The organism is Mesorhizobium sp. B2-2-4 (assembly GCF_006442375.1).
GTDB lineage: Bacteria > Pseudomonadota > Alphaproteobacteria > Rhizobiales > Rhizobiaceae > Mesorhizobium.
In genome coordinates, this window is sequence record NZ_VFWB01000007.1 from 110,981 (window position 1) to 137,252 (window position 26,272).

Genomic DNA, 26,272 nt, shown 5'->3' on the forward strand with positions numbered 1-26,272 from the left:
CGTGTCAAGAAATGGTGCGGTGCACAATAAATGTTTTGGCGGAGTAGCTGAAGTGTCCCTTCTGCAAATCTACTGGCGAGCGCTCGGTTATTTGGCAGCTGATAGGAAACGCGTAGCGCTGATCTGCTCAGCCAATGTCGCGCTGGCCATCATCGCCATCCTGGAGCCGATCATGTTCGGTCGCGTGATCGACGCGATTTCCGCACACGGCTCCGTCTTTTCGACCCTCGCCCTCTGGGCCGGCCTGGGCGCCTTTAACATTATCGCGTTCGTTCTTGTGGCGCGCGGCGCCGACCGCTTCGCCCACGCCCGGCGCAGCGAAGTGCTCTGCGACTCCTTCGAGCGCGTCATCACCATGCCGCTCGCCTGGCATCATCAGCGCGGCACGTCCAATTCCCTGCACACGCTGCTGCGTGCCGTGGAGACCTTGTTTAGTCTCTGGCTCGAATTCATGCGCCAGCATCTGTCCACGGCCGTCGCGTTGTTCCTGCTGATCCCGACCGCGCTCAGCATGGACGTGCGCATGTCGATGGTGCTGCTGGCTCTCGGCGTGCTCTATGTCGGCATCGGCCGGCTGGTGATGAAGCGGACCAAGGCAGGCCAGGCCGCCGTGGAGCGCCACTATCACACCGTATTCGCCCATGTGACGGACTCGGTCAGCAACGTCGCCGTTTTGCAGAGCTACAACCGCCTCGGCCATGAGGCCGATACGCTGCGCCGCTACGTCAAGAACCTGCTCGATGCGCAGAACCCTGTGCTCGACTGGTGGGCCATGGCCAATGCGCTGCATCGTCTGTCGTCGACGATTTCGATGATGGTGGTGCTTTTGATCGGCGCCTATCTGGTCACCCACGGCCAGCTGCGCATCGGCGACGTCATCGCCTTCACCGGTTTTGCAACGCTGCTGATCGCACGTCTCGACCAGATGTCGGCATTCGCCAACCAGATTTCGGAAGCCCGCGCCAAGCTCGAGGATTTCTACCATCTCGAGGACTCGGCGGCCGACGCCGCCGAACCGGACGGGCTGCGCGATCTCACTAACGTCACCGGCCATGTCCGCTTCGAGAATGTCGGCTTCGAATTCGCCAATTCGGGGCAGGGCATCCACGACGTCTCCTTCGAGGTCCAGGCGGGCCAGACCGTAGCCATCGTTGGGCCGACCGGCGCCGGCAAGACCACGCTCATCAATCTGTTGCAGCGCGTCTTCTCGCCGTCCACCGGCCGTATCCTGATCGACGGCATCGACACCCGCACCGTGACCCGCAAGTCGCTGCGCCATTCGATCGCCACCGTGTTCCAGGATGCAGGCCTGCTCAACCGCTCGATCGAGGACAACATCCGCGTCGGCCGCTCCGATGCGACCAACGACGAGATCCATGCCGCCGCCAACGCGGCTGCCGCACAGGACTTCATCCTGGCCAAGAGCAATGGCTACGACACGGTAGTCGGCGAACGCGGCGGCCAGTTGTCTGGCGGCGAGCGCCAGCGCATCGCCATTGCCCGCGCCGTGTTGAAGGATGCTCCGATCCTGGTGCTGGATGAGGCGACCAGCGCCCTCGACGTCGAGACGGAAGACCGCGTCAAGGAAGCGATCGACGAATTGCGCCGCGACCGCACCACCTTCATCATCGCCCACCGCCTGACTACCGTCCGCGACGCCGATCTGGTCGTGTTCATGGACAAGGGCAGGGTGGTCGAAATGGGTGGCTTCGCCGAGCTGTCGCTGCGCAACGGCCGTTTCGCCAGCCTGCTGCGCGCCGGCGGCCTGCTCAACGACGAAGAGGTCCGCCGCCTCAGCCGCTCGATACAGGGCGAGGCCGCCTGAGCGGGTTCTTTTACCTCCCCCCGTGGAAGGTCGGACCGAAGGTCCGGTCGGGGAGCGCCGCCGTCCTCACCCCGCTGCTTCGCAGCAACCCCCCAAGGGGAGGTGACAAGGCCTGCGACACTCCCTCGATTGCCCCAGACGCATAGCCGGGCTATTTAAAGCGGCATGAGCGACAGCACTTCACGCCTGAGCGGCTGGACCGATCTTGCCAACCCGACACGGTTCGTGGCGCTTGCCGACCGGGTGGTGCCGTGGCTGGCGACGATTGCGGCGCTGACCCTTGCCGCCGGCCTCTATATGAGCTTCACCGCGCCCGAGGACTTCCAGCAAGGCATCACCGTCCGCATCATGTACATCCATGTGCCTTTCGCCTGGTTGGCCATGATGTGCTACACGCTGATGGCGCTCTCGGCGCTCGGCACATTGGTCTGGCGCCATCCGCTGGCCGATGTCGCACTGAAATCGGCGGCCCCCATAGGTGCCGTCTTCACCGCGCTGGCGCTGGTCACCGGTTCGATCTGGGGCAAGCCGATGTGGGGCACCTGGTGGGTGTGGGACGCGCGGCTGACTTCGGTTTTCGTGCTGTTCCTGATGTATCTCGGCATCATCGCGCTGACCCGCGCGCTCGATGATGCCGGCCGCGCCGCCTGGGCCGCCGCCATCATCACGCTGGTCGGCTTCATCAACATCCCGATCATAAAATTCTCGGTCGATTGGTGGAACACGCTGCATCAGCCGGCCTCGGTGTTCCGCATGGGCGGATCGACCATCGACCCCTCGATGCTATGGCCGCTGCTGGTGATGGCCATCGGCTTCACGGTGCTGTTCTTCGCGCTGCACCTGATGGCGATGCGTACCGAAATCCACCGGCGGCGGGTGATTGCGATGCGCAGGGTCGCGGCCCGGCAGGCTGAGCGTCAGCCGGCTTGAATCACCCGCGCCTGGCCAAAGAAGTCATCCCATCCGCCCACGTGCGGCCACCGGCAGGGTTTCCAGCACCGTCTCGCCGTCGATCAAATTGACCTCATTGAACAGGTTGGTGACGACGCAGCAATGGTCGGGCACCACGCGCACGCGCTCGCCGATGCGAAGCTTGCCATCGCCTGAGAGCGTGACCGTGCCGTGTTCCTCGCTCAGGCTGGTCACCCGTGCTCCCGCAACGCCGAGCAACTCGCCGAAATCGGCGAGCCCCAGCGTGTCGCTCGACAGCGCCTTGCTGCCGGCGTCGAGAATGGCACGCGTCCGGGTCGGATGGCTGACCACGGTCGACAGCACGCTCAGCGCGCAATCGTCGAGGCTGCCGACGCCCTTGGCGACCTGGTAGCGGTCGAGATAGATGTAGGTGCCGGGGCGGTATTCCGTGACGACGCTGTCTTCGCCCGAGCGCCACATGTCGGGCGTGCCGCCGCTGGAGATGCGCGCGCAGGCGAGACCGCAGGCGGCCAGCGCCTGCCTGGCGCCGGCGAGCCAGGCCTCGGCCTCCCCCGCACGGCCCGCGGCCGGATAGGTCATCAACCCGCCGAAGGTGAGGCCCTTTGCCGTCTCGATCTGTCTTGCCAGGCCAACCGCTTCACCGGCCGTCTGCACGCCGCAGCGCCCCATGCCAGTGTCGCACTCGACCAGCACCGGCAGGGGATGGCCGGCATCGGTGAAGGTGGCGGTCAAGCCTTCGATCGTCTCCATGCTGTCCGCCGTCACCGACAGGGTGACGCGCCCATGCAGCGCCTTCAGCCGCTCCAGCTTGGCGCGGCCAAGGATGTTGTAGGGGAGAAAAATGTCGGTCAGCCCGGCATCGGCCATCACCTCGGCCTCGCCGATCTTCTGGCAGGTGATGCCGACCGCGCCCGCCGCCACCTGCTTCTTCGCCCAATAGGGCAGCTTATGCGTCTTGATGTGCGGCCTGAGCTTCAACCCGTGGCGGTCGGCATGCGCCTGCGCGCGGGCAATATTGGCTTCGGCGCGCGCGGCGTCGATCAGGATCGATGGCGTATCGAGGTCGTGAATGGTCGGCATTATCTGTCACCCTGTGGAATCCGCAGGGGTTATGGCCCTGAAAGTGCCTTGTGTCACCCGGCCAGCCGAGCGGATCCGTGATTCCATGCGGCCACGCCGCAAGCCGGGATCGGGCAATACGGATCGACACCGCATCGGCGTTCGGCTATGCGATTGTCGGAAAAGTCGACACGAGGACCACGATCATGAAACGCTCCGCCATCAACGACATCATCCGCGAAGCCGACGCTTTCATCCGCTCGTTCGGTTACATCATGCCGCCCTTCGCCTATTGGTCGCCGGAAGAGATGAAGGCGCGCCAGGTCGATTCCTCTGCGATCTTCACCTCACGGCTCGGCTGGGACATCACCGACTACGGCCAGGAAAAGTTCAAGGAGCTCGGCCTGTTCCTGTTCACCGTGCGCAACGGCCGCTACGAGGACATGAAGAAGGGCATGGGCATGCTCTATGCCGAGAAGATCATGATCTCGCGCAAGGACCAGTTGTCGCCGATGCACCGCCACAACATCAAGGCCGAGGACATCATCAACCGTGGCGGCGGCAAGCTGGTGCTGGAACTGTTCATGCACGATCGCGACGGCGGCATCGATCCCAAGGCCGAGGTGTCGGTGCCTGTCGACGGCACCATCCACCGGTTGCCGGCGGGCGGGCTGCTGAAGCTCGATCCGGGCCAGAGCGTCACGCTGCTGCCCGGCGTCTGGCATGCCTTCTGGGCCGAAGGCAAGGACGTACTGATCGGCGAGGTGTCGACCGTCAATGACGATCTCACCGACAATGTATTTCGCGAGCCGATCGGTCGCTTCTCCAACATCGACGAGGACGTCGCCCCGCTGCACCTGCTGGTGTCCGACTATGAGAAGTGGCTGGGGTAACTTCGCAGTAAACTGAGGCGCCGGCCGGCTAACGGCCAAGGCCGGCAGCGCCTCAATGGCAGCAGCCAAGTGAAAGTGAGTCCCCCGGTTGCCTCTACGGCGATCCCTGGTCGATCGATCCCACCGCTTCGCCGGTGAAGATGACCTTCGTGCCCTCGTGCACTTCGGAGGCGAGATCTTCGGCGTCCCAATTGGTCAGCCTGATGCAGCCATGCGAGAAGGTTTTCCCGATCTTGCTCGGGTCCGGAGTCCCGTGAATGCCGTAACTTTCGATGGACAAATCAATCCACACCGATCCCACCGGATTGTTTGGCCCGGCGGCGATCGTGAAGGGGCGCTTGGTCCTGACCCCCTTGAAGGCGAAGTCGGGATCGTAGTGATAGGTCGGGTTGTGCACCACGCGTTTGACCTCTGCCTGGCCGCTCGGCGCCGGCTTCTCCTGGCTGCCGATCGAGGCGGGGTACACCGCAAGCACTTTGCCGGACGGGTCGAGCACGCGAAGCTGGCGCGCGCCCTTGTCGACCTCGACCTCAGCAACACCCGCGGGCGGATCGCCTCGGGTGACGGCAGGCACCAGCACCTTTTGCCCGGCCTTCCTGAAGCCGACGCCAGGGTTGAGCCGTTGAAGCAACTGTTGGCTGACGTGGAAGCGCTCCGCTATTTTTTCCGCCGCGTTGTGGTAGCCGAGCCTGCGCAGGCGGGCCATTTTCTCCATGCGCGCCGGAATTCGCCTGGTAAACGGTCCGCGCACATCCTTGCGCGTCAGCTCGTACGTCTCGAGCGCCGGGCTCGGGGAGGTCGCGACCAGCTTGTCCCAGGTCTGGCGGGTGAGCTTACCATCGGCGGGCAGCCCGTTGGCCGCCTGAAACGCCCGGACCGCCTTGGCGAAGTTCTCTGCTGCGCGGCCGTCGATCAGGCCCGGCGAGAAGCGCGCGCGATCCAGAAGGATCTGTGCCTTCAGCACGGTCGCACTGACGCCTTTTGCTTCGCTGTCGTCGAATTGCGTGTTGTTGACGGTTGCGACGTCCAGCTTTGCCGCCGCCGATACGTCACATGCCATGGCGAGCACGACAGCCGCGACGAGAAGGAGCCTGGTCATCGACGTCACACTCCTGCATGAGCACCTGCTTCTATGACGTTGCAGGGCCGATCTGGTTCCATTCCCCCTGCATTTGAGCCGCGATCACCGACCGCCAGTATGAGGAATACGGATCGGGACGTCCGGCAGTCGCGCGGATGCATGTGATGATAGACTTAACGGGAAGAACTCGGCGCCGGCTGCACGCTCGTCCTGCACACAGGCATGACGAGCTGATTGGTACATCCGTCTTGGCCAACCTTGCTTGCAGCGCCGGCAACGCCTCGCTCTCGCCGCGCCGTGTCAGGCATTCCAGCAGCCCGTGCAGCGCCTATGACAAAGCCGGGCTCACCCGCATCGGTGCCGAACGCCCTTAACTGCCAGGCCTGCCCTTGTTTTGTTTGCGCGCATAGACGACGCATGCGTCGACGGCGCTGACACACAGCCCATCGCGGCGGTTTGGAAGGTTGTTGTCGCCCGCATAGGCGACCTCCGCCACACGGCCATCGACGATGCGCACCTGTGTGTTGCAATAACCGCCCGGAGCGACATTCACCGAACCGCCGACGGAAGGGATAGGGCCCACCGCGAAGGTGGGAAGCACGACATTGACATTGCCCCGCTGCACCGCGCGCTCGTAACTCCAGATTTGCCCCGATGCTCCTTCGTCGGCGGTGGCGGTGGGGAACCCCGCGCACATTCGCAGATCCGCTTCGCTGAGACCGACCATTTCCTTTTGGGCGGCCGCCGTCGTGGGATCCTCTTTCGCAAGCTTGGACGTATCGTCGGGAACGACGCAGGACCAGAGCGCGACCGTGCCGGTGAGAAGAAACAGAATAGCCGGTAGTCGAATCCCGCGAGACGCCAAAACCGCTCTCCGATCTGCTGGATTGTTCGCCCGCCCTTCACCGAGGTAAGAGGCCGTCCCGATATTTCAACCCGCGATCGGGCTGCCTGTTCGATCGCGAGACGGCGGATCAGGCTGGTTGGTCTGGTGCGGACGGTGGGAGTGAAGCTGGCTGGGGAACCTGGATTCGAACCAGGACTAACGGAGTCAGAGTCCGTGGGTCTACCGTTAACCTATTCCCCAGCAGGCGAGGTCATAAACCGCGCGGGCCGAGCGGGCGAACCGCTGTGAGCGCTGCCTTGTAGCCGCCAGCAGAAAATAGTCAAGCCTGCCGGTGTTTCAATTGTGATGTTTCGGCGCGGCTTTTCAATTGCCTGTCCGCCCGAACTGCGAGCGCTCGAAATAGAGCACGATGCCCAGGCCCAGAAACAGCGGGACGATGAGATAAAACAGCCGGAATACCAGCAGGGCCGCCAGCACGCCCACGGGGTCCATGTCGGAGAGCCCGGCCAGGAACACCACCTCGAACACGCCCAGCCCACCCGGCGCGTGCGAGATCTGCGCGATCGAGAAGGAGACGAGGAACACGCCGAGCACCACGAAATAGCCGGGGTTATGGGTCCCGGGGAGGGCAAAGAAGATGATCGCGGCTGCCGCCAGGAGTTCGATCGGGCCGATCAGTAATTGTCGCGCCACGATCGGCAGGGCCGGATAGTGAATCTGAAAGCTGCCGATCTTCAGCGGCCGCAGATGCAGCCAGCTGCCGAAGATATAGGCGGCGACGACGGCAAGCATGACGATGCCCGCAGCCCGCGACAGGCCGTGATGTGCTATGCCGGAGAAGCGGTCGATGATCTGCGGTTCGAGCACCAGAACGAGGCCGGAGGCAAGTACCGTCGACAGCACGAAGGTAATCCAGCAGATCGCCACCAGCACGCCGACGTCCTGTCCGCTCAATCCCCTCGTGCCATAGGCGCGATAACGGATGACGGCGCCCGAAAACACCGAGCCGCCGATATTATGCGACAGCGCGTAGGTGGTGAAGGAGCACAGCGTCACGAACAGCCACGACACGCGTTTGCCGATATGCAGGAGCGCGATGTGGTCGTAGCCGGCGAGCGAGGCATAGGCGACAACCGAGCTCAGCCCCGCGAGGATCCAGCCGCGGGCCGGGATCGCCGCAATACCGTCCCAGACATCATCCAGCGAAATGCCGCGCAATTCGTGCCAGAGCAGCAGGAGCGAGAAAATCACCGCCCCGACGCCGACGACCGGCCAGAAATAGCGTCTCCAGTTCATTGCCTGACTGCCATGCGTTGCGGGCCCGTTGCCTTCGCTGTCATTGCGGGAAAGCGGTCGGCGATTCCGATCGCTTTGCCCCCTCTATTTCAGAGATGCCTCATCGAAGCCGGCTATTCAACCGCCGGCCCTTGCCGCCATGGCAAGCCGCAATCGTTATCGTCGTCGAGAGGCGGAAAATCGACAGCCGAGCGGGAATATCGGCCCGGCCATGCGACCGTCCCCACACGCATTTGTGCCGAAAGTCGCTGTTTACCCCCACTTTGCGTAAGACGCGGCAGCGGGCGGTTTGCGGACAGCCCGGCAAAATTCGTGCCACGCGGCACTTGGTGATCCGGGCCGGCGCTGTTAGTCTGGCGGCAACTTGAAACAAAGAAGCGCCTGCTGCGTCCGTTCGCCGGTTCGCGCGGCGCCGGAAGGAACGACAGTGGAAGACCGCGACACCGGCGCCGGCGCGCCGGAGGTGGGCGCGTCCAGCGCTTCCCCGAGGCCGGCAGGCCCGGGGACCGCCAAATGGCAGCAACGCCGCCCGACGGAGCCACGCTCCGCCGACGGGCAGGCGAGCGACGCGAACCACCACCAAAAGGGCAAGGCCAAGAAAAGGCGCAAACGCCGGCGCGGGCGCAAGGTTTTTGCGCGCGACGATATCCGTCCCGCGGCGAATGGGGCGCCGGCGCCACGCGCCGCCGCGGCTGGCGCGGCGCCTGCAGGCATAGCCACACCGCCCATCGCGGTGGCTCGGCCCGAACCGGGGGCCCGTCGCCCGACGATGCCGGAATTGCCGGTATTTGCCGCGCTCGATCTCGGCACCAACAATTGCCGGCTGCTGGTCGCCGTGCCGGCGCGTCATGGCCAGTTTCGTGTCATCGACGCCTTTTCGCGCATCGTGCGACTGGGCGAGGGGCTCACGGCCAGCGGCCGCCTCGGCCAACCGGCGATGGACCGCGCGGTCGAGGCCCTGAAGGTCTGCGGCGAGAAACTGCGCAACCGCAAGATCAGGAAGGCGCGGCTGATCGCCACCGAGGCCTGCCGCTCGGCGGCGAACGGCGTCGAGTTCCTGGAGCGCGTCGAGCGCGAGGCTGGCCTCAAGCTCGAAATCATCGACCGACAGACCGAAGCGCGGCTGGCGGTGTCCGGCTGCGGTTCGCTGGTCGAGCGCGACACGCAGGGCGTCGTGCTGTTCGACATCGGCGGCGGCTCCTCCGAGATCGCGCTGATCGATCTCACCGGCCGCCGCTCGCCGCGGCTCGCCAACCATATCGTGTCGTGGACGTCGCTGCCGGTCGGCGTCGTCTCGCTGGCCGAGCGTTTCGGCGGCCGCACGGTGACGCGCGAGATTTTTGGCGCCATGGTCGACGACGTCGCCGCCCGGCTCGCCGCCTTCGATGGCCGCGATCGGCTTAGCCACCTCAAGGCCAGCCCGAAATTTCATCTGCTGGGCACTTCCGGAACGGTGACGACGCTGGCTGGCGTCCATCTCGATCTCGAGCGCTACGACCGCCGCCGCGTCGACGGCCTGTGGATGGACAGGGACAGCGTCGACCGCATGGTGGAAAAACTTGTCGGCTGGGATTTCCAGCAGCGTGTCGCCAATCCCTGCATCGGCGCCGACCGCGCCGACCTGGTGCTGGCCGGCTGCGCCATCCTGGAAGCGATCCGTGCCGTGTGGCCGTCGGAGCGGCTGCGCGTCGCCGACCGCGGCCTGCGCGAGGGCATATTGAGCGAGCTGATGGCCGATGACGGCGTCTGGCGCAACGATGGGCGCGGCAGAGCATGATCCCTAACCGCAGGACCGCGTCAGCGAAAAGTGGCGACCGGTTTTCGCGGACAAACGGCTCCGTTTGTCCAGAAGTCACGCTCGGGCAAGCTGGCGCAAGCGTTGCTCCGGTGAGCAGTCGACCCCCACTCCGTCGAGCTTCGCTCGACACCTCTCCCCCGATCGACGGGGGAGAGGAATGGCGCGAGCTAGCCAATCTTGGCGCCCTTCCTCTCCCTCCGGAGGGGGGAGAGGTGGCGCTGCGAAGCAGCGACGGAGTGGGGGAAGCCGTTTGCCAAACGCGCTGCCGCCGAAAAACGGCCACAACCCGGCAAGCGAGAAAACTTGGACAAGAAGTCAACCAATGACCAAGAAACCGGAAAAGCCGGGCTCGGCCGGCATTCGCGTGCTGAAGACGCGGATCAAGAAGAAAAGCGGGCTGAAGGAATCGTCGCGCCGCTGGCTGCAGCGCCACATCAACGATCCCTACGTCCAGCGCTCCAAGGCTGACGGCTACCGCTCGCGCGCGGCCTACAAGCTGATCGAGATCGACGACAAGCACCATCTGCTGAAACCCGGCATGAAGGTGATCGACCTCGGTGCGGCCCCCGGCGGCTGGTGCCAGGTCGCGGCCGCGCGGACCAAATCGACCGCGGAAAATCCGCATGTCGTAGGCATCGACTATCTCGAGATGGATGCGGTGCCCGGCGCGCCGGTGCTGTTGATGGATTTCCTCGATCCCGAGGCGCCGCGGAAGCTGGCCGAGGCGCTTGGCGGCGATCCCGATGTCGTGCTGTCCGACATGGCAGCGCCCACCACCGGCCACAAGCGGACCGACCACATCCGTACCATGCATCTGTGCGAGGTGGCCGCCGACTTCGCGCTGTCGGTGCTGAAGCCGGGCGGACATTTCCTGGCCAAGACGTTCCAGGGCGGCGCCGAAAACGAGCTGCTCTCGATGCTGAAGAAGAATTTCCGCTCCGTCCACCACGTCAAGCCGCCTGCGTCGCGCGATGAATCGGTGGAGCTGTATTTGCTCGCGAAGGACTTCAAAGGGCGTGAGTCCGATCGGGGATAGCGCCTCCCTTCTGCCCTTGCCCGTCCTTTGGACCCCGCAAGGGGAGAAGGGCTGCATCACTCCCCCGGCGACCTCACCGGTTCCAGGGGCTTGGGCATGGTCAATCGGCCGTGGCCGGAGACGGCGTTGCCTGCATCGGGCGCCAGCCGCATGAACGACAGCGATGCGGCGGCGGAAATTGCCGCGACGATGAAGAAGGCGGTATGGAAGTCCGGCAATGTCAACGGGCCGCCGTGGATACTCGTCGATATCTCCAGGATGCCGCCGGCAACCGCCACGCCCAGCGCGATCGACAGTTGCTGGAACACGGCGGCGATCGGCGTTGCCTTGCTCGTGTCCTCGGCTGAAACCTCGGCGTAGGCGAGGGCGTTGATGCCGGTAAAGAACATCGAGCGGATAAAGCCGCCCACCAGCAGCATGGCCAGCATCAGGAGATAGGGCGTATCGGGCGTGAACAGGCCGTTGACGGCGATCGACGCGGCGGCCACCAGCGAGCCGACGATCAGCACGCGACGAAAGCCGACGACGCGGAAGATCAGCGCTGTGACGAATTTCATGCCGATGGCGCCGATCGCGGAGACGAAGGTAATCATGCCGGACTGGAACGGCGTCAGCCCGAAACCGATCTGGAACATCAGCGGCAGCAGGAACGGCACGGCGCCGATGCCGATGCGGAAAAGTCCGCCGCCAAGCACGGAGGAGCGGAATACCTGGTTGCGGAACAAGTCGAGCGCCAGCAGGGGGTTCCTGGCACGGCGCGCATGCATGAGGTAGAGAGCGCCCGACACCAGCCCGACGCCCACGGTGATGAAGCCGGTCGCCGGCGGCAGATAGGGCAAGCTGATCACTGACAGGCCGAACACGACGCCGGACGCCGCCAGCCCGCTCAGCACGAAGCCGACGAAATCGAGCGGCGGCGTCTCCATCGATTCGGTTTCCGGCAGGAAGCGGGTGGCCAGCCAGATGCCGATCAGGCCGATCGGCACATTGATCAGGAAGATCCAGTGCCAGGTGAAGTAGGTGGTGATGAAGCCGCCGATCGGCGGTCCGACCAGCGGGCCCACCAATGCCGGCACGGTCAGCCAGGACATCGCCGCGACAAGTTCGCTCTTGGGCGTGGCGCGCACCAGCACCAGGCGCCCGACCGGCGTCATCATGGCGCCGCCTATGCCTTGCAGGAAGCGCGACACCACGAAGGCCGGCAGCGAGCCCGAAACGGCGCAGGCGACCGAACCGACGATGAACACCGCGATCGCGGCGCGGAAAACGTTCTTGGCGCCGAAGCGATCCGCCATCCAGCCGCTGATGGGAATGAAGATCGCCAGCGACACAAGATAGGAGGTCAACGCCAGCTTGAGCGCGATCGGGCTGGTGTGGATGTCGAGGGCGATCGCCGGCAGCGATGTGGCGATGACGGTCGAATCCATGTTTTCCATGAAAAGAGCGACCGCCAATATGAGCGGAATGGTTCGGTTCAAAGGAACGCGTCCGGGCTTGATTCCAGATGTTGCCGACCGGGAGTTTGCCGGCAGGCAGGGCGGTTATCACGGCTGGACACCAATGTCGTGTTAAATTGCTGTCACTTTTATGCGACCGCAACCTCCGGTGGCGGCTGCGATACACGATTGCTTGCAAAAAGCGGACACTATCCCTATTGTAGTGAAAATAACTACAGGACATTATGATCATGGAAGAGGCCGTTTCGGCAGCCGATGCCAATCGCAGATTTTCTCGCATCCTGCGTGAGGTACGCGAGGGCCAGAGCTACGTCGTGACAAGCCATGGTCGGCCGGTGGCACGGATCGTGCCTGCGGAGAGGCACGAGGGTGTGGCCTCCCGCTCGCGCGCGGCATTGCTGTCGCGACTCGAACGGCAGCCAGTTGCCGATGCAGGACGCTGGACCCGCGATGAGCTCTACGAGGATGACCTGTGAGGGTCGCGCTCGACACCAACATTCTTGCCTACGCAGAGGGCGTTAACAACGTAGACAAACGCGACCACGTTCTCGAACTGCTGCGCAAGGTTCCACAAGACGCTGCCATTGTTCCGGTCCAGGTGCTGGGTGAACTGTTCAATGTCCTCGTCCGCAAAGCCGGAAGGTCGCGCCAGGAGGCTCGGGATGCGCTGCTTAGCTGGCGCGACGCGTTCCCGGTTGCTGGGACGACGCCGGAGGTGATGACGATGGCTGTCGATCTTGCGGCGGACCATCGCTTCGGCATCTGGGATGCCGTCATTCTTTCGGCTGCATCCCAAACGGGTTGCCGGCTGCTTCTGTCGGAAGACCTGCAGGACGGCTTCACCTGGGGCGGTGTAACCGTCGTCAACCCCTTTGCATCGCCGCGTCACGCTTTGCTGGATGCTTTCCTTGGTTCGCAATAGAAGCTGAAGCGTCCGCAACGATCGGCTTTTCTTCCGTGCCGGGACGTGGTACCAGCCACCGCCAATCCTGAAAGGGAAGAAGAGAGTCGCGCTGTCCATCCCGGTCCAGCGCTTTTCCCGCATTCAAAGGGCTGGCCATGGCAAAAATCATCGAAACGTCCACCGGCGCGCTGGCGCTGACCTTTGACGACGTGCTTTTGCAGCCCGGCCATTCCGAAGTCATGCCCGGCCAGACCGACATCCGCACCCGGATTGCCGGCGACATCGACCTCAACGTGCCGATCCTGTCGGCGGCCATGGATACCGTCACGGAGGCAAGGCTTGCCATCGCCATGGCGCAGGCCGGCGGCATCGGCGTCATCCACCGCAATTTCTCGCCGGCCGAGCAGGCCGAGCAGGTGCGGCAGGTGAAGAAATTCGAATCCGGCATGGTGGTCAACCCGGTCACCATCGGTCCCGACGCGACGCTGGCCGACGCGTTGTCGCTGATGCGCACCTACTCGATCTCGGGTATTCCGGTGGTCGAGAATGGCGGCTCCGGCGGCCACAAGAGCGGCCGGCTGGTCGGCATCCTGACCAATCGCGACGTGCGCTTCGCCTCCGATCCGGCGCAGAAGGTCTACGAATTGATGACCCGTGAGAACCTGATCACGGTCAAGGAGAATGTCGACCAGGACGAGGCCAAGCGGCTTCTGCATCAGCACCGCATCGAAAAGCTCGTCGTCGTCGACAAGCAGGGCAATTGCGTGGGGCTGATCACCGTCAAGGACATCGAGAAATCGCAGCTCAACCCGCACGCCACCAAGGACGCGCAGGGGCGTCTGCGCGCCGCGGCCGCCACCAGCGTCGGCGACGACGGTTTCGAGCGCGCCGAGCGCCTGATCGAGGCGGGCGTCGACCTTCTGGTCATCGACACCGCGCATGGCCATTCGCAGCGTGTCCTCGATGCCGTCACGCGGGCGAAAAAACTCTCCAATTCGGTGCGCATCCTGGCCGGCAACGTCGCCACCGCCGAGGGCACCCAGGCGCTGATCGATGCCGGCGCCGATGCCGTCAAGGTCGGCATCGGCCCCGGCTCCATCTGCACCACCCGCATCGTCGCCGGCGTCGGCGTGCCGCAGCTGTCGGCCATCATGTCGGCGGTGGAAACTGCGCACAAATCGGGCGCCTCGGTGATCGCCGATGGCGGCATCAAATATTCCGGCGATCTGGCCAAGGCGCTTGCCGCCGGCGCCAGTGCCGCCATGATCGGCTCGCTGCTTGCCGGCACCGACGAAAGCCCGGGCGAGGTCTATCTGCACCAGGGCCGCTCCTTCAAGGCCTATCGCGGCATGGGTTCGGTCGGCGCCATGGCGCGCGGCTCGGCCGACCGATACTTCCAGGCGGAGGTTCGCGACACGCTGAAACTGGTGCCGGAAGGCATCGAGGGGCAGGTCCCCTACAAAGGACCTGTGTCTGGCGTGCTGCACCAGCTTGCAGGCGGCCTGAAAGCCGCTATGGGTTATGTTGGTGGCCGCGACCTTGCCGATTTCCGCGAACGCGCCACCTTTGTGCGCATATCCAACGCCGGACTTCGTGAAAGCCACGCCCATGACGTCACGATCACCCGCGAAAGCCCCAACTATCCCGGCGGAGCCTGATCGGCCCGACCAGTACACGTTCTGGCGCAATCTGGCCGCGACCATCTTGCGGCTATCGCGCCACGCTGCCGCCCTTTGCACCGCATCGGTGGCGGTTTTCATCGCCATGACGCTCATGGAGTTCTTCTATTTCCGCCAGTTGAGTGGCGGTTTGCCGTCGCTCGACATGCGCGTTTTTGGCTTCACGCCGGATGAAGGCATGGCCTGGCTGACGGCGCTCGGCCGGCGCGGCGGCGAGATCATCCTGGTCTGGCACTATCTGACCTTCGATCTTCTGTTCCCCGCGCTGTTGTCGGTGACGCTGGTCAGCCTGATCCTGGCAACGGGAAGGCGGTTGAGGAATTTCCGCGTGCTTCCGGGCCAGATGCAATCGATCTTCGCACTGATCCTGGTGCTGCCCTACACGATCGCCAACTACGCCCAGAACATCGCCGTGGCCCGCCTTCTGTCGGATTTCCTGTCGGCCAATCCCGATTCCCTGGGTCTCGCCTCGGCGCTGATCGTCACCAAATTCGCGCTGCTCGCAATTCCGGTGATCGTCATCGCCGTCTTCTGGCTGGCAGGTCAGAAACAGAATTGATCTGACCCGGCACCGGGCGGGGAGGGTTCATGAACCAGACATCGATTTTCTGGCCTATTCTGGCGCACGTGTTGCTGGTCTACATCGTCTATAGCGCCATGGCCCGGCGCAGGTATGTCGCCATCCAATCGGGCGAAGCCAAAGTCAGCCAGTACAAGGCGCGCTCCACCGAGCCGGCCTCCTGCGTGACGGTTGCCAGCAACCTCAGCAACCAGTTCGAACTGCCGGTGCTTTTTTATGTGCTGTGCCTGATGCTGCACCTGACCAACGGCGTCAACTATCTGACCTTGGCCCTGATGTGGATCTTTGTCGCGACCCGCTATTTTCATGCCTGGGTTCACCTGACCAGCAACAATCTGCTCCTGCGCAGCCGGTCTTTCTCCCTGGGGGCAGTGATTCTTTTGCTGGGCTGGATCTGGTTCGCGCTGCACCTGCTCCGGGTGGTTTGAGCAGTACTCCCCTTCGTTGGGGCGCTCCGCCTACAAATCGAACACCGCTATTTTGCGCTTGTCGAACTTGATGCCGATCTCGCCGCGCACCAGCTTCAGCGCCGCCTCGCCGAACACGGCGCGGCGCCAGCCCTGCAGCGCCGGCACGTCGGCGGCTTCGCCTTCGGCGGCGATGCGGTCGATGTCGTCGCTGGAAGCCAGGACCTTCGATGCGACGCCTTGCTTTTCGGCCACGATCCTGAGCAGCACCTTCAACAGTTCCGCCGCGGCGCTCGAGCCTTCGGGCGGCTGAAAACTCTTCGGCAGCTTCGGCAATTGCTCCTTGGGCAGAGCTAGTGCGGTGTTGACCGCGCCAAGCAGCGCCGTCGCAGTCGAGGAGCGCTCCCAGCCCTTCGGTATCGTGCGCAGCTTGGCCAGCGCGGCCGCGTCGCGCGGCGCCTGCTGCGCCACCTCGTAGATGGCGTCGTCCTTGAGCACGCGGCCGCGGGGTACGTCGCGTTCGCGCGCCTCGCGCTCGCGCCATGCCGCCACGGCCTGCACGATCGCCAGCTCCTGCGGCTTGCGCAGCCGCATCTTCAGCCGCTTCCAGGCATCCTCGGGGTGCGGATCGTAGGTTTCGCGCGAGGTCAGGACGTCCATCTCCTCGTTCAGCCAGTGGGCGCGGTTCTCCCGCTCCAGTTCGGCGCTGAGATGCTGGTAGACCTCGATAAGATGGGTGACGTCGGCAAGCGCATAGTCGAGCTGCTTTTCGGACAGCGGCCGGTGGCGCCAGTCGGTGAAGCGCGAGGACTTGTCGAGCCGCGCGCCGGTGACGCGCTGCACGAGCTGATCGTAGGAAACGCTGTCGCCGAACCCGCAGACCATCGCCGCAACCTGGGTATCGAACACCGGATGGGGAACGAGATCGCCCAGATGGACGATGATTTCGATGTCCTGCCGCGCGGCATGGAAGACTTTGACGACAGATTCATTGGCCATCAGCCTGAAAAACGGCTTCAGGTCGATGTCTGGCGACAGCGGATCGATCAGCGCCGTTATTCCGGGCGCCGCCATCTGGATCAGGCACAGGATCGGCCAGAAGGTCGTTTCCCGGATGAATTCGGTGTCGACGGTGACGAAATCCGATTTTTCGAAAGCGGCGAGAACGGTCTCGAGTTCTTTTTGGGTGGTGATGACGTGCATCAAATCGCTTTTGGCAGGAGTAGGGTCTTCCTAGATTTCAGCCGGGAAGGCTTTCGTCAAGCGTTGGCGCTCGCATCACGGCCCGTCCGGCCCGTCCGGATCGCCGTTTCTTCTCGCCAGCCGGGCGAAAACCGTCGAGGTGCGCAACAGCGCGGTGAAGCGGCTGCGCTTGCCAGCCGGCACGCCCGATCGTGCCCGCATCCGATAGAGGATGACGGCGATGAAGATTGCATAGACCAGCGCGCTGAACACGAACAGCGCGCTTGGGCCAAAATACTGCATCGCCGTCGATGCGGCGAAAGGGCCGCCAATGGCGCCGAAGGAATAAAACAGCATCAAGGCGGCGTTGATCAGAACGAACTCGCCCGCGCCGGCGCGGTCGTTGGAGTGCGCCGCCGACAGCGAGTAGAGCGGCATGGCGAAACAGCCGAAGATGAAGATGATGAGGAAGTTGAGAAACGGGTCGGCTCCCGCCACGAACGCAAGCGCCAGCGCTGCCAGCATGGCGCAGCATGTCGTCGCCAGCAGCACCGAGCGCCGGTCCCAGCGATCGGAGAGATAGCCTAGCGGGTATTGGATGAGTGCGCCGCCGAAGATACCGACGCTGACGAAGGTGACGACATCGGCGACAGACATGCCGATCTGCTCGGCATAGACCGGCGACAGCGTGCGGAACGCGCTGTTGGTGACGCCGACGGCGATGCAGCCGAAACAGCCGAGCGGCGAGATGCGCCAGACCCGCGCCAGGTCGAGCTTGACGTCTTCCGGCGGCGTCGGGTTGGAGCGATCGCCCAGCGATACCGGCACCAGCGACAGCGTGATCATCATCGATATGATGGCGAATATGGCGAAGCCGCCCGCTCCGAAGATCGGGATGAGGAACTGCGCGCCGGTGACCGAGCCGATGTCGACCATGCGGTAGATGGCAAGCACGCGGGCGCGGTCCTTGTTGCTGACCCCGGAGTTGAGCCAGGCCTCCATCACCGTGAACAGGCCGGCGAAGCAGAAACCGCCGGCAAAACGCACCGCGCACCACATCACCGGGTCGATGACCAGAACCAGGAGCAATGTGCCGGCCGAGGCGGCCGCGGCCAGCGCCGAGAAGGTCCTGACATGGCCGACCGCCTTCAGGATGCGGGTGACGGCCAGGCAGCCGAGCAGGAAGCCGGCGAAATAGAACGTGCCCATCAGGCCGATGTCGGAAGCCGAAAAACCTTCCTGCGCGCCGCGCAGCGCGATCAGCGTGCTTTGCAGCCCATTGCCGCCGAGCAGGATGCCTGCGGCGATGAGGAGCGGGATCAGCGGACGGATGGAGGACATTAAGAGGCGATCACATGTCTGTGATCCCTTCTTGAACCATCGCTTCCGTCAATACCAGCGGCAATTCCCCGCGCCAACAGGATGTGTCCGCCTTTCCGTTCAAGGAAGTCGGCGCCTGCCTCCTCGACGTCCCACGGCGAACCGCCCGGCTGCTCCCGACGCGATGGCTATTCCCGCGAGGACAGCGATGAGCCCGACAATTAGGTTTGCATTGATTTGCTCACCGAGAAAGACGGCGCCGAAGATCGATGCCGTCACGGGGTTCACGGCAACTGAAACGGCAACCAGCGTTGGCGGCGCACGTTCAAGCGCGAACGCCCAGAGGAAGAAGATCAGGGCGCCGCAAATTACGGCCAGGTATCCGCTGGCAACCCATTGCGACGCCTCAAGCGCGGCAAGTCGCGTCAGGCCTCCAGTCAAAGTCGACAGCGCCAACAGGCAGGCCGTGCCGACGGCCATGCCAAACGCGGCGAATGATGTCGGCGCGCAGCGGGTGAGAAAAGGTCGCGACCAGACATTGTAGAGCGCCATGCAGAATGCCGCCGCGATCATCAGGAGGTCTCCGCGCCAGGCGCCCTGGGGAGCTGTCGTCAGGCTGCTGCCAAGCGCGACAGCCACTCCGGCCATCGCGACCAGGACGCCGACGATCTTGCGCGTCGTCGGCGGTTCGATCCCTAGAACCGCGCCTGCGAGCATTGTGAGCACAGGCAGCGTCGAAAGCGCCAGAGCTCCTCGCGCCGCCGTCGTGTAGACAAGGGCTCCGTTGAAGAGCACCGGGAATAGGCCGAAGAACAGCAGGCCCAATGCGGCGGCGCCCGGCCAATCGCTTTTCGCAGGCCACTTGTCCCGCCGCAGAAGCGCTACGGCGGCGAGCACTAGAAAACCACCCCCGAACCGGATCGCGCCGATGGTGAGCGGATCCAGCGAACGCGCGAGATAGCGCGTTGCACCGACAGCGGTGCCGCCAAAGGCGCTGGAGAGAATCGCCGCGAGCACGCCTCCAGTTTCCATCGCTTCCCCTCTGCCAGTTCGGAGTCCAGCGGTATCGGGCAAACCGGGTAAAAGGAATCGAATAAATGCAATGAGCTTGATAAGCTTGCGCAATGAGCAGTCGGAGTCTCGATCCGGAATTGTTGCGGACTTTCGTCGTCGTTGCCGAGCGGCTCTCTTTCACGCGAGCCGCCGAGCAGCTCAATCGAACGCAAGCCACCGTCAGCTTGCAGGTGAAGCGCCTTGAAGAGCGCCTTGACATTTCGCTGTTCCGTCGATCGACGGCCCATGTCGAGCTTACGGCCGCCGGCGAGGGGTTTCTGATCGACGCACGCCGCATTCTTGCACTTAACGAGCAGGCGATTGCCCGTGTCTCCAACCAACGGGTAGCGGGACGCATCCGGATAGGCGTCATGGAGGACTACGGCACCAAGATCCTGCCACGCCTCCTCGCCGATATCGCCGTGCGATTTCCGCTCATGCAGGTCGAAATGGAGATCGGCCTCACGGCGCGGCTGCTGAAACGGCTCGGCTCATCATTTGACGCGGTCATCGCCATGCATCCGGAAGGTGTGGCCGAGGGCGATCTGATATGCCGCGAAAGAGCGATATGGGCGGCGGCGAGGACCCACTCTGTCGAAGAACTCGATCCGCTGCCCGTCGCGTTGTCGGACCCCGATTGCTTGTTTCGCGCATGGGCGATTGACGCGCTCGACAGAGCGGGCCGGCCGTGGCGACTGGCCTATGTCAGCCCGAGCCTTGCCGCGACGGAGGCGATCGTCGAGCAGGGCCTTGCGGTTACCGTGGTCAAGGGCAGCATGCTCGCGCCCGGCCTGCGCGATGTCCATCCTGGCCCTTATGTGCCGCCGCTGCCCGGGGCGGAGATCCGCCTTCATCGGGCCACAACGTCTTCCGCAAGCGCCGCATTGGTCGTCGATCACCTCGCGCATCGCCTGCGGCTGTCAAGCCTTGGTTCATAGGGCGACCTGCGCGCCGGCGAATGCTCCGAAAGAACCCGTCAACCCGGGTTCGTTGCCCTGGCCCTCCGCCCACTCGCCTTGACAAACCGGGCCTCCCATGCGCTTTTCGCGCAAATTTTTCAGGCCGGGCCGCGATGCTTCGGCCGGCAACCCAACATCCCGGACTTTTGCCCATGACAATGCACCGTTACCGCAGCCATACCTGTGCCCAGTTGAGAAAGAGCGACGTCGGCGCTTCCGTTCGCCTGTCGGGCTGGGTGCATCGCGTGCGCGACCATGGCGGCCTGCTGTTCATCGACCTGCGCGACCACTATGGCCTGACCCAAATCGTCGCCGATCCCGATTCGCCGGCCTTCAAGATCGCCGAAACAGTGCGCGGCGAATGGGTGATCCGCGTCGACGGCGAGGTCAAGGCGCGCCTGCCTGAAACCACCAATGCCAACCTGCCGACCGGCGAGATCGAGATTTTCGCGCGCGAAATCGAAGTGCTTTCGGCGGCCAAGGAATTGCCGCTGCCGGTCTTCGGCGAGCCGGACTATCCCGAGGACATCAGGCTGAAATACCGCTTCCTCGACCTGCGCCGCGAGACGCTGCACAGGAACATCGTGGCGCGCACGAAGATCATCGCCGAGATGCGCAAGCGCATGGGCGAGGTCGGCTTCACCGAATTCTCGACGCCGATCCTCACCGCATCGTCGCCCGAAGGCGCGCGCGACTTCCTGGTGCCGTCGCGCATTCACCCCGGCACTTTCTATGCGCTGCCGCAGGCGCCGCAGCAATACAAGCAGCTGATCATGGTCTCGGGTTTCGATCGTTATTTCCAGATCGCGCCCTGCTTCCGCGACGAGGATCCGCGCGCCGACCGCCTGCCCGGCGAATTCTACCAGCTCGACCTCGAAATGAGCTTTGTCGAGCAGGATGACGTGCTTTCCACCATGGCGCCGGTGATGACATCGGTCTTCGAGGCCTTTGCCAACGGCAAGCCCGTCACGAAGGACTGGCCGCGCATTCCCTATGATGTTGCGATGCGCAAATACGGTACCGACAAGCCGGATCTGCGCAACCCGATCGAGATGCAGGCGGTCTCTGACCATTTTCGTGATTCCGGCTTCAAGGTCTTCGCCAACATCCTGGCCAACGATCCCAAGGCCGAGGTCTGGGCCATTCCGGCCAAGACCGGGGGCAGCCGTGCCTTCTGCGACCGCATGAACAGCTGGGCGCAAGGCGAGGGGCAGCCCGGATTGGGCTACATCTTCTGGCGCAAGGAAGGCGAGAAACTCGAAGGCGCGGGTCCGCTTGCCAAGAACATCGGCGAGGAGCGCACCGAGGCGATCCGTCTTCAACTGGCCCTTGCCGATGGCGATGCCGCCTTCTTCGTCGCCGGCGATCCCAAGAAATTCGTCTCCTTCGCGGGTGCTGCGCGCACCCGCGCCGGCGAGGAACTGAACCTGGTCGACCGCGACCGTTTCGAGCTGTGCTGGATCGTCGACTTTCCGTTCTTCGAGTGGAACGAGGACGAGAAGAAGATCGATTTCGCCCACAATCCGTTTTCGATGCCGCAGGGCGGCATCGACGCCCTCAACAACCAGGAGCCGCTCGGCATCAAGGCATTCCAGTACGACGCCGTGTGCAACGGCTTCGAGATTGCCTCGGGCGGCATCCGCAACCATTTGCCCGAAACCATGGTCAGGGCCTTCGAGATGGTCGGACTGGATCGCCAGACCGTCGAGGAGCGCTTTGGCGGCCTTTACCGTGCGTTTCAGTACGGCGCCCCGCCGCACGGCGGAGCGGCATTCGGCATCGACCGCGTCGTGATGTTGCTGGTGGGCGCCAAGAACCTGCGCGAGATCACCATGTTCCCGATGAACCAGCAGGCTTACGACCTGTTAATGAATGCGCCGTCGGAAGCCACGCCGCAGCAGCTTCGCGACTTGTCGCTGCGTGTCGCACCGATCAAGAAAGAGGCATGATGGCGCTTCGGACGGCGCTTTAAAGAAGCCTCCGAAGTGACTCGTTCGATTGAGAATCGCAGACAAAAGCCCGGCATCGCTGCCGGGCTTTTCGTATCTTGAAGCAAGTCGAGGTCGCTTCGATCAGTCTTCGTTGGCCTTGACGGTGACGCCGAGCGTCTTCGGCAGGTCGGTCGGATTGGACATGGCGCCCGCCATGATCAGTGCGAACGGCACCGACGCCGGCGGCTTAGCCGAGATTTCGAGGCTCTTCGGATCGTCGAGATATTTGCCGACCGCCGCCGTTACCTGCGCCGTCAGCTCGGGATTGTTGAGCTGCGCCATGCCGAACGGCACGATCGCCTTGGCCTGGTTGGCGATATCCTTGCCCGACATGCCTTGCTGCTTGCCGACATAGTCCAGCACCTTGCCCGTCAGCGAATCGTCGTCGAAACGGATCGAGGCGCTGTTGAAGGAAAGCTGCTGCAACAGGCCGAGCATGGCCATGCCTTGCGCCGAGTTGTCGGCCCCTTCGGGCTGCGCGGCCATCTTCTTCTGCATTTCCTGCAGCGACTTGATGAAGTCGAGCGTGTAGCCGCCGAGATCGAAGGTCATGCCGAGCGTGCCGGCATTCTCGACCGAAATGTTGTATTTCGACAGCTCCATCTTGCCGTCAGTGGGCTGCCAGGTGCCGGCCATCTCGAAATTGCCCGCAATGTTCTGGTAGCCGAGTGCGTTGATGACTTCCTTCGACTTGGGATCCTCGACCAGCGTCAGGTCGGCATTGAACTTCTCGGTGGTGCCGGTGAATTTCATCGCTTGGCCGTCGGCCGGCGGCGTGATTTCGATGGCAAGCCCGTCCATCGAGAAAGCGGTCTTGTCGGCGATCTTGACCCTCATGTTCGAGAGTTCGGCGGACTTGTACATCATCAGCGAGCCCAGCGGGCCGCTGGCGCCGCTGGCCGGAACCATCATGTCGTGGATGACGAGGGGGCTTAAATTGAGGGTGACGCCGTCCTTGCTATGTTCGAATGCCGAGGTCGACACGGTTGCGATATCATAGCCGCCATTGGCTTCGGTCACGCCCTCGAGTTTGACGTCGCCGATCGCAAGGGCTTCTTTTTCCGCGCCCGGTTTGATGGATACGCCCTGCAACACCATGCTGGCGTTGTCGCCGGTCACGCCGGTCCAGGAGATGTTGACGCCCTGCGCGGCAAGTGCCGCCTTCAGCCGGTCGGCGACCGCGGTGTCCTGGGCGAGCGCCGCGTTCAGCGGCAATGTGAGCAAGAAGGTCGAAAAGGCGAATTTCCTGAGAGTCGAGCGTTTGATTGTCATCGCGAATGCCCCTGCGAGTGTCCTGAAAATTATTTTTCAATTTTTGGCGCCATCACCCTTCAGTGACGAACTGGACGGGAAAAAGGCGCATCCCGCCACAATGGTCAAAAATCGCGGCGAAAGGCAAACTCGATCCGAACATGCTGGAGACCGGGCCGCCGAGCGTCGTCGCGCTTCGCAATAGAGACGGCATGTAACGGATTGATGTTGGCTGGCGGGCTTGCCTGCGACTTCGTATTGCAGGGCAGGGCATGCACCCACTTCAAGGCTTGCCCTCTTGCCGCGAATCACCCGCTCGGCTAGTTCCAGCCCATGGGAAAAAGGCTTTTGCCGCCTGACAATGGTGGCGGCGATCACATCGAACCGGTCGATCTGAAGAAGGCGCTCGAAGAGCGCTATCTTGCCTATGCGCTGTCGACCATCATGCACCGGGCGCTGCCCGATGTCCGCGACGGGCTGAAGCCGGTCCATCGCCGCATCATGCACGCCATGCGCCTGCTGCGCCTGAACCCCGACCAGGGCTTCGCCAAATGCGCTCGTATCGTCGGCGAGGTGATGGGCAAGTTCCACCCGCATGGCGACCAGTCGATCTACGATGCGCTGGTGCGGCTGGCGCAGGATTTCTCGATGCGCTACCCCTTGGTCGACGGCCAGGGCAATTTCGGCAACATTGACGGCGATAACGCCGCCGCCATGCGCTACACCGAAGCGCGCATGACCGATGTGGCGACCGAGCTGCTCGCGGGCATCACCGAGGATGCCGTCGACTACCGGCCGACCTACAATGAGGAGGACGAGGAGCCGGTGGTGCTCCCGGGCGCCTTCCCCAATCTGCTGGCCAATGGCTCGTCCGGCATCGCTGTCGGCATGGCGACATCGATCCCGCCGCACAACGCGGCCGAACTTTGCGACGCCGCCCTTCACCTGATCGAGCATCGGGACGCGTCGGTGGCCAAGCTGATGGATTTCGTCCAGGGCCCGGATTTCCCGACCGGCGGCATCATCGTCGATAGCCGAGCCTCCATCCTCGAATCCTATGAAACCGGCCGTGGCGGCTTTCGCGTGCGGGCAAAATGGAGCCAGGAAGACCAGGGCAGGGGCACCTGGAGCATCGTCGTCACCGAAATCCCCTATGGCGTGCAGAAGGCGCGGCTGATCGAGAAGATCGCCGAGCTCCTGATGGCGCGCAAATTGCCGCTGCTCGAGGACATCAGGGACGAGAGCGCCGAGGACATCCGCGTCGTGCTGGTGCCCAAGAGCCGTTCCGTCGATCCCGGCATCCTGATGGAATCGCTGTTCAAGCTCACCGAGCTTGAAAGCCGTTTCCCGCTCAACATGAACGTGCTGTCGCGCGGCAAGGTGCCCAATGTCCTGTCGCTGAAGGGCGTGCTGCAGGAATGGCTCGAGCATCGCCGCGACGTGCTGATCCGCCGCTCGAAACATCGCCTCGGCGAGATCGAAAGACGGCTGGAGATCCTTGCCGGCTACCTGATCGCCTATCTCAATATCGACGAGGTGATCAAGATCATCCGCGAGGAGGATGAGCCCAAGCAGGTCATGATGGCCCGCTGGTCGCTCACCGACACCCAGGCCGAAGCCATTCTCAACATGCGCCTGCGCGCCCTGCGCAAGCTGGAAGAATTTGAGATCCGCAAGGAATTCGACGGCCTCACTGCCGAAAAGAAGCAGATCGAGGCGCTGCTTGCGTCCGAAGCCAAGCAATGGGGGACGATCAAGTGGGAGGTTGCGAGCCTGCGGGACAAATTCGGCCCCGAGACCGAGCTCGGTAAGCGCCGCACCCAGTTCGCCGATGCGCCCGAGCATGACCTGACCGACATCGCACATGCCATGATCGAGCGCGAGCCGGTCACCGTGGTGGTTTCGGAAAAGGGCTGGCTGCGTGCGATGAAGGGTCATCTGACCGATCATTCGCAGCTTGCGTTCAAGGAAGGCGACAGCCTGAAACTCGCCTTCCATGCGCAGACGACCGACAAGATCCTGGTGTTCACCACCGGCGGCAAATTTTACACCATCGGCGCCGATCGGCTGCCGGGCGGGCGCGGCCATGGCGAGCCGATCCGCATCATCGTCGACATGGACAATGACCAGGACATCGTCACCGCCTTCGTCCACGATCCGAAGCGCAAGCTGCTGCTGGTCTCGCATGACGCCAACGGTTTCATCGTGCCGGAGGAAGAGGTCGTCGCCAACACCCGCAAGGGCAAGCAGGTGATGAACGTCAAGGCGCCCGACGAAGCCAAGCGCTGCGTGCCGGTCGGCGGCGATCATCTGGCCATCGTCGGCGAGAACCGAAAGATGCTGGTGTTTCCGCTGTCCGACATTCCGGAAATGAGCCGCGGCAAGGGCGTGCGGCTGCAGAAATACAAGGATGGCGGGCTTCTCGATCTCAAGCCGTTTACGCTGGAGACCGGCCTTTCCTGGCAGGATTCGGCCGACCGCACCTTTACAAGGTCGCGCGAGGAATTGGCCGAATGGATCGGCGCCCGCGCGTCGGCTGGCCGCATGGTGCCGAAGGGTTTCCCGAGGACCGGGAAATTTGGGTAATCTCCCCCCTCGAGGGGAGATGCCGCCGAAGGCGACAGAGGGGGTCGGTTCGACTGGACGCAACCTCATCGCTTTGAACAAAGAATGCTAGCGCCTTACGCGCGGCTACCCCCTCTGGCCTGCCGGCCATCTCCC

General features: G+C 63.7%; 22 protein-coding genes and 1 tRNA gene. 13 read left to right on the forward strand and 10 right to left on the reverse strand.

All coding sequences use genetic code 11. From position 1 onward, the window contains the following. Positions 1 to 52 precede the first annotated feature (52 nt). Both FJ959_RS19085 and FJ959_RS19090 read left to right on the forward strand, forming a co-directional pair. Positions 53 to 1,825: a glucan ABC transporter ATP-binding protein/ permease gene (locus FJ959_RS19085; RefSeq protein WP_140494133.1), complete on the forward strand. Its 1,773-nt coding sequence runs from the start codon at positions 53 to 55 to the stop codon at positions 1,823 to 1,825. Between the two features lie 165 nt (positions 1,826 to 1,990). Next, complete coding sequence (locus FJ959_RS19090) at positions 1,991 to 2,755, forward strand: heme ABC transporter permease (RefSeq protein WP_140521733.1); 765 nt, start codon at positions 1,991 to 1,993, stop codon at positions 2,753 to 2,755. A 24-nt stretch (positions 2,756 to 2,779) separates the two neighbouring features. Here the strand turns inward: FJ959_RS19090 and FJ959_RS19095 are convergent, their stop codons facing one another. After that, positions 2,780 to 3,838 (reverse strand): D-TA family PLP-dependent enzyme, encoded by a 1,059-nt coding sequence (locus tag FJ959_RS19095; protein ID WP_181169604.1) that lies wholly within the window; start codon positions 3,836 to 3,838, stop codon positions 2,780 to 2,782. Positions 3,839 to 4,023: 185 nt separating this feature from the next. Between FJ959_RS19095 and FJ959_RS19100 the strand changes: the two genes are divergently transcribed. Further along, on the forward strand, positions 4,024 to 4,710 hold the full coding sequence (locus FJ959_RS19100) for a D-lyxose/D-mannose family sugar isomerase (RefSeq protein ID WP_140560557.1): 687 nt from the start codon (positions 4,024 to 4,026) through the stop codon (positions 4,708 to 4,710). Between the two features lie 94 nt (positions 4,711 to 4,804). Here the strand turns inward: FJ959_RS19100 and FJ959_RS19105 are convergent, their stop codons facing one another. From FJ959_RS19105 to FJ959_RS19120, 4 genes are all read right to left on the reverse strand, one after another. Next, positions 4,805 to 5,809: a L,D-transpeptidase gene (locus FJ959_RS19105; RefSeq protein WP_140631515.1), complete on the reverse strand. Its 1,005-nt coding sequence runs from the start codon at positions 5,807 to 5,809 to the stop codon at positions 4,805 to 4,807. A gap of 352 nt (positions 5,810 to 6,161) precedes the next feature. Then, complete coding sequence (locus tag FJ959_RS19110; protein ID WP_246673005.1) at positions 6,162 to 6,656, reverse strand: hypothetical protein; 495 nt, start codon at positions 6,654 to 6,656, stop codon at positions 6,162 to 6,164. A gap of 148 nt (positions 6,657 to 6,804) precedes the next feature. Continuing rightward, positions 6,805 to 6,878: transfer RNA gene (locus tag FJ959_RS19115), tRNA-Gln, on the reverse strand. A gap of 123 nt (positions 6,879 to 7,001) precedes the next feature. Then, positions 7,002 to 7,934, reverse strand: coding sequence for a lysylphosphatidylglycerol synthase domain-containing protein (locus FJ959_RS19120; protein ID WP_140494126.1), 933 nt, complete (start codon positions 7,932 to 7,934; stop codon positions 7,002 to 7,004). Between the two features lie 427 nt (positions 7,935 to 8,361). On the opposite strand from FJ959_RS19120, the gene FJ959_RS19125 reads away from it, so the two are divergent. Together FJ959_RS19125 and FJ959_RS19135 are read left to right on the forward strand one after the other, a co-directional pair. Further along, complete coding sequence (locus FJ959_RS19125; RefSeq protein WP_140557040.1) at positions 8,362 to 9,711, forward strand: Ppx/GppA phosphatase family protein; 1,350 nt, start codon at positions 8,362 to 8,364, stop codon at positions 9,709 to 9,711. Between the two features lie 343 nt (positions 9,712 to 10,054). Continuing rightward, complete coding sequence (locus FJ959_RS19135; protein WP_140557038.1) at positions 10,055 to 10,768, forward strand: RlmE family RNA methyltransferase; 714 nt, start codon at positions 10,055 to 10,057, stop codon at positions 10,766 to 10,768. A gap of 56 nt (positions 10,769 to 10,824) precedes the next feature. Here the strand turns inward: FJ959_RS19135 and FJ959_RS19140 are convergent, their stop codons facing one another. Next, positions 10,825 to 12,246, reverse strand: a complete 1,422-nt coding sequence (locus FJ959_RS19140) for an MFS transporter (RefSeq protein ID WP_140557037.1) — start codon at positions 12,244 to 12,246, stop codon at positions 10,825 to 10,827. Positions 12,247 to 12,455: 209 nt separating this feature from the next. On the opposite strand from FJ959_RS19140, the gene FJ959_RS19145 reads away from it, so the two are divergent. The 5 genes from FJ959_RS19145 (at position 12,456) to FJ959_RS19165 (ending at position 15,816) form a co-directional block, all read left to right on the forward strand. Further along, positions 12,456 to 12,701, forward strand: a complete 246-nt coding sequence (locus FJ959_RS19145; RefSeq protein ID WP_140521745.1) for a type II toxin-antitoxin system prevent-host-death family antitoxin — start codon at positions 12,456 to 12,458, stop codon at positions 12,699 to 12,701. After that, positions 12,698 to 13,147 (forward strand): PIN domain-containing protein, encoded by a 450-nt coding sequence (locus FJ959_RS19150; RefSeq protein WP_140515645.1) that lies wholly within the window; start codon positions 12,698 to 12,700, stop codon positions 13,145 to 13,147. Before FJ959_RS19145 ends, FJ959_RS19150 begins: the two co-directional genes overlap by 4 nt. Positions 13,148 to 13,284: 137 nt before the next feature. Beyond that, a complete protein-coding gene (gene guaB, locus FJ959_RS19155) occupies positions 13,285 to 14,787 on the forward strand; it encodes an IMP dehydrogenase (RefSeq protein WP_140494114.1) in 1,503 nt (500 codons plus the stop codon). Then, positions 14,738 to 15,367 carry a hypothetical protein gene (locus FJ959_RS19160; RefSeq protein WP_140494112.1) on the forward strand — a complete coding sequence of 210 codons (630 nt, stop codon included), beginning with the start codon at positions 14,738 to 14,740 and terminating at the stop codon, positions 15,365 to 15,367. Before guaB ends, FJ959_RS19160 begins: the two co-directional genes overlap by 50 nt. 29 nt (positions 15,368 to 15,396) lie before the next feature. Further along, complete coding sequence (locus FJ959_RS19165) at positions 15,397 to 15,816, forward strand: MAPEG family protein (RefSeq protein ID WP_140557035.1); 420 nt, start codon at positions 15,397 to 15,399, stop codon at positions 15,814 to 15,816. 30 nt (positions 15,817 to 15,846) lie between these two features. On the opposite strand, the gene rnd is transcribed toward FJ959_RS19165, so the two are convergent. From rnd to FJ959_RS19180, 3 genes are all read right to left on the reverse strand, one after another. Further along, on the reverse strand, positions 15,847 to 16,998 hold the full coding sequence (gene rnd / locus FJ959_RS19170) for a ribonuclease D (RefSeq protein WP_140631518.1): 1,152 nt from the start codon (positions 16,996 to 16,998) through the stop codon (positions 15,847 to 15,849). A 75-nt stretch (positions 16,999 to 17,073) separates the two neighbouring features. Beyond that, positions 17,074 to 18,318, reverse strand: a complete 1,245-nt coding sequence (locus FJ959_RS19175) for an MFS transporter (RefSeq protein ID WP_140557032.1) — start codon at positions 18,316 to 18,318, stop codon at positions 17,074 to 17,076. A 99-nt stretch (positions 18,319 to 18,417) separates the two neighbouring features. Further along, positions 18,418 to 19,422: a DMT family transporter gene (locus FJ959_RS19180; protein WP_318012625.1), complete on the reverse strand. Its 1,005-nt coding sequence runs from the start codon at positions 19,420 to 19,422 to the stop codon at positions 18,418 to 18,420. Here FJ959_RS19180 and FJ959_RS19185 point away from each other — a divergent pair. Continuing rightward, positions 19,422 to 20,288, forward strand: a complete 867-nt coding sequence (locus FJ959_RS19185; RefSeq protein ID WP_140557030.1) for a LysR family transcriptional regulator — start codon at positions 19,422 to 19,424, stop codon at positions 20,286 to 20,288. The genes FJ959_RS19180 and FJ959_RS19185 overlap by 1 nt on opposite strands. Before the next feature lie 179 nt (positions 20,289 to 20,467). Further along, the gene (aspS, locus tag FJ959_RS19190; RefSeq protein ID WP_181165169.1) at positions 20,468 to 22,258 is read left to right on the forward strand and encodes an aspartate--tRNA ligase; all 1,791 of its coding nucleotides are present in this window, start codon (positions 20,468 to 20,470) and stop codon (positions 22,256 to 22,258) included. Positions 22,259 to 22,381: 123 nt separating this feature from the next. Here aspS and FJ959_RS19195 read toward each other — a convergent pair whose 3' ends face one another. Then, positions 22,382 to 23,572, reverse strand: a complete 1,191-nt coding sequence (locus FJ959_RS19195) for a hypothetical protein (protein ID WP_140557026.1) — start codon at positions 23,570 to 23,572, stop codon at positions 22,382 to 22,384. 312 nt (positions 23,573 to 23,884) lie between these two features. Between FJ959_RS19195 and parC the strand changes: the two genes are divergently transcribed. After that, positions 23,885 to 26,137, forward strand: a complete 2,253-nt coding sequence (gene parC / locus FJ959_RS19200) for a DNA topoisomerase IV subunit A (protein ID WP_140631521.1) — start codon at positions 23,885 to 23,887, stop codon at positions 26,135 to 26,137. Positions 26,138 to 26,272 lie beyond the last annotated feature (135 nt).

What these genes read in the sequence shown, in the direction of transcription:
- FJ959_RS19090 (WP_140521733.1), top strand. Translation starts at nt 1,991, where the DNA reads ATGAGCGACAGCACTTCACGCCTGAGCGGCTGGACCGATCTTGCCAAC.
- FJ959_RS19095 (WP_181169604.1), bottom strand. Translation starts at nt 3,838, where the DNA reads ATGCCGACCATTCACGACCTCGATACGCCATCGATCCTGATCGACGCC.
- FJ959_RS19100 (WP_140560557.1), top strand. Translation starts at nt 4,024, where the DNA reads ATGAAACGCTCCGCCATCAACGACATCATCCGCGAAGCCGACGCTTTC.
- FJ959_RS19105 (WP_140631515.1), bottom strand. Translation starts at nt 5,809, where the DNA reads ATGACCAGGCTCCTTCTCGTCGCGGCTGTCGTGCTCGCCATGGCATGT.
- FJ959_RS19120 (WP_140494126.1), bottom strand. Translation starts at nt 7,934, where the DNA reads ATGAACTGGAGACGCTATTTCTGGCCGGTCGTCGGCGTCGGGGCGGTG.
- FJ959_RS19135 (WP_140557038.1), top strand. Translation starts at nt 10,055, where the DNA reads ATGACCAAGAAACCGGAAAAGCCGGGCTCGGCCGGCATTCGCGTGCTG.
- FJ959_RS19145 (WP_140521745.1), top strand. Translation starts at nt 12,456, where the DNA reads ATGGAAGAGGCCGTTTCGGCAGCCGATGCCAATCGCAGATTTTCTCGC.
- guaB (WP_140494114.1), top strand. Translation starts at nt 13,285, where the DNA reads ATGGCAAAAATCATCGAAACGTCCACCGGCGCGCTGGCGCTGACCTTT.
- FJ959_RS19160 (WP_140494112.1), top strand. Translation starts at nt 14,738, where the DNA reads ATGACGTCACGATCACCCGCGAAAGCCCCAACTATCCCGGCGGAGCCT.
- FJ959_RS19165 (WP_140557035.1), top strand. Translation starts at nt 15,397, where the DNA reads ATGAACCAGACATCGATTTTCTGGCCTATTCTGGCGCACGTGTTGCTG.
- rnd (WP_140631518.1), bottom strand. Translation starts at nt 16,998, where the DNA reads ATGCACGTCATCACCACCCAAAAAGAACTCGAGACCGTTCTCGCCGCT.
- FJ959_RS19175 (WP_140557032.1), bottom strand. Translation starts at nt 18,318, where the DNA reads ATGTCCTCCATCCGTCCGCTGATCCCGCTCCTCATCGCCGCAGGCATC.
- FJ959_RS19185 (WP_140557030.1), top strand. Translation starts at nt 19,422, where the DNA reads ATGAGCAGTCGGAGTCTCGATCCGGAATTGTTGCGGACTTTCGTCGTC.
- aspS (WP_181165169.1), top strand. Translation starts at nt 20,468, where the DNA reads ATGCACCGTTACCGCAGCCATACCTGTGCCCAGTTGAGAAAGAGCGAC.
- FJ959_RS19195 (WP_140557026.1), bottom strand. Translation starts at nt 23,572, where the DNA reads ATGACAATCAAACGCTCGACTCTCAGGAAATTCGCCTTTTCGACCTTC.
- parC (WP_140631521.1), top strand. Translation starts at nt 23,885, where the DNA reads ATGGGAAAAAGGCTTTTGCCGCCTGACAATGGTGGCGGCGATCACATC.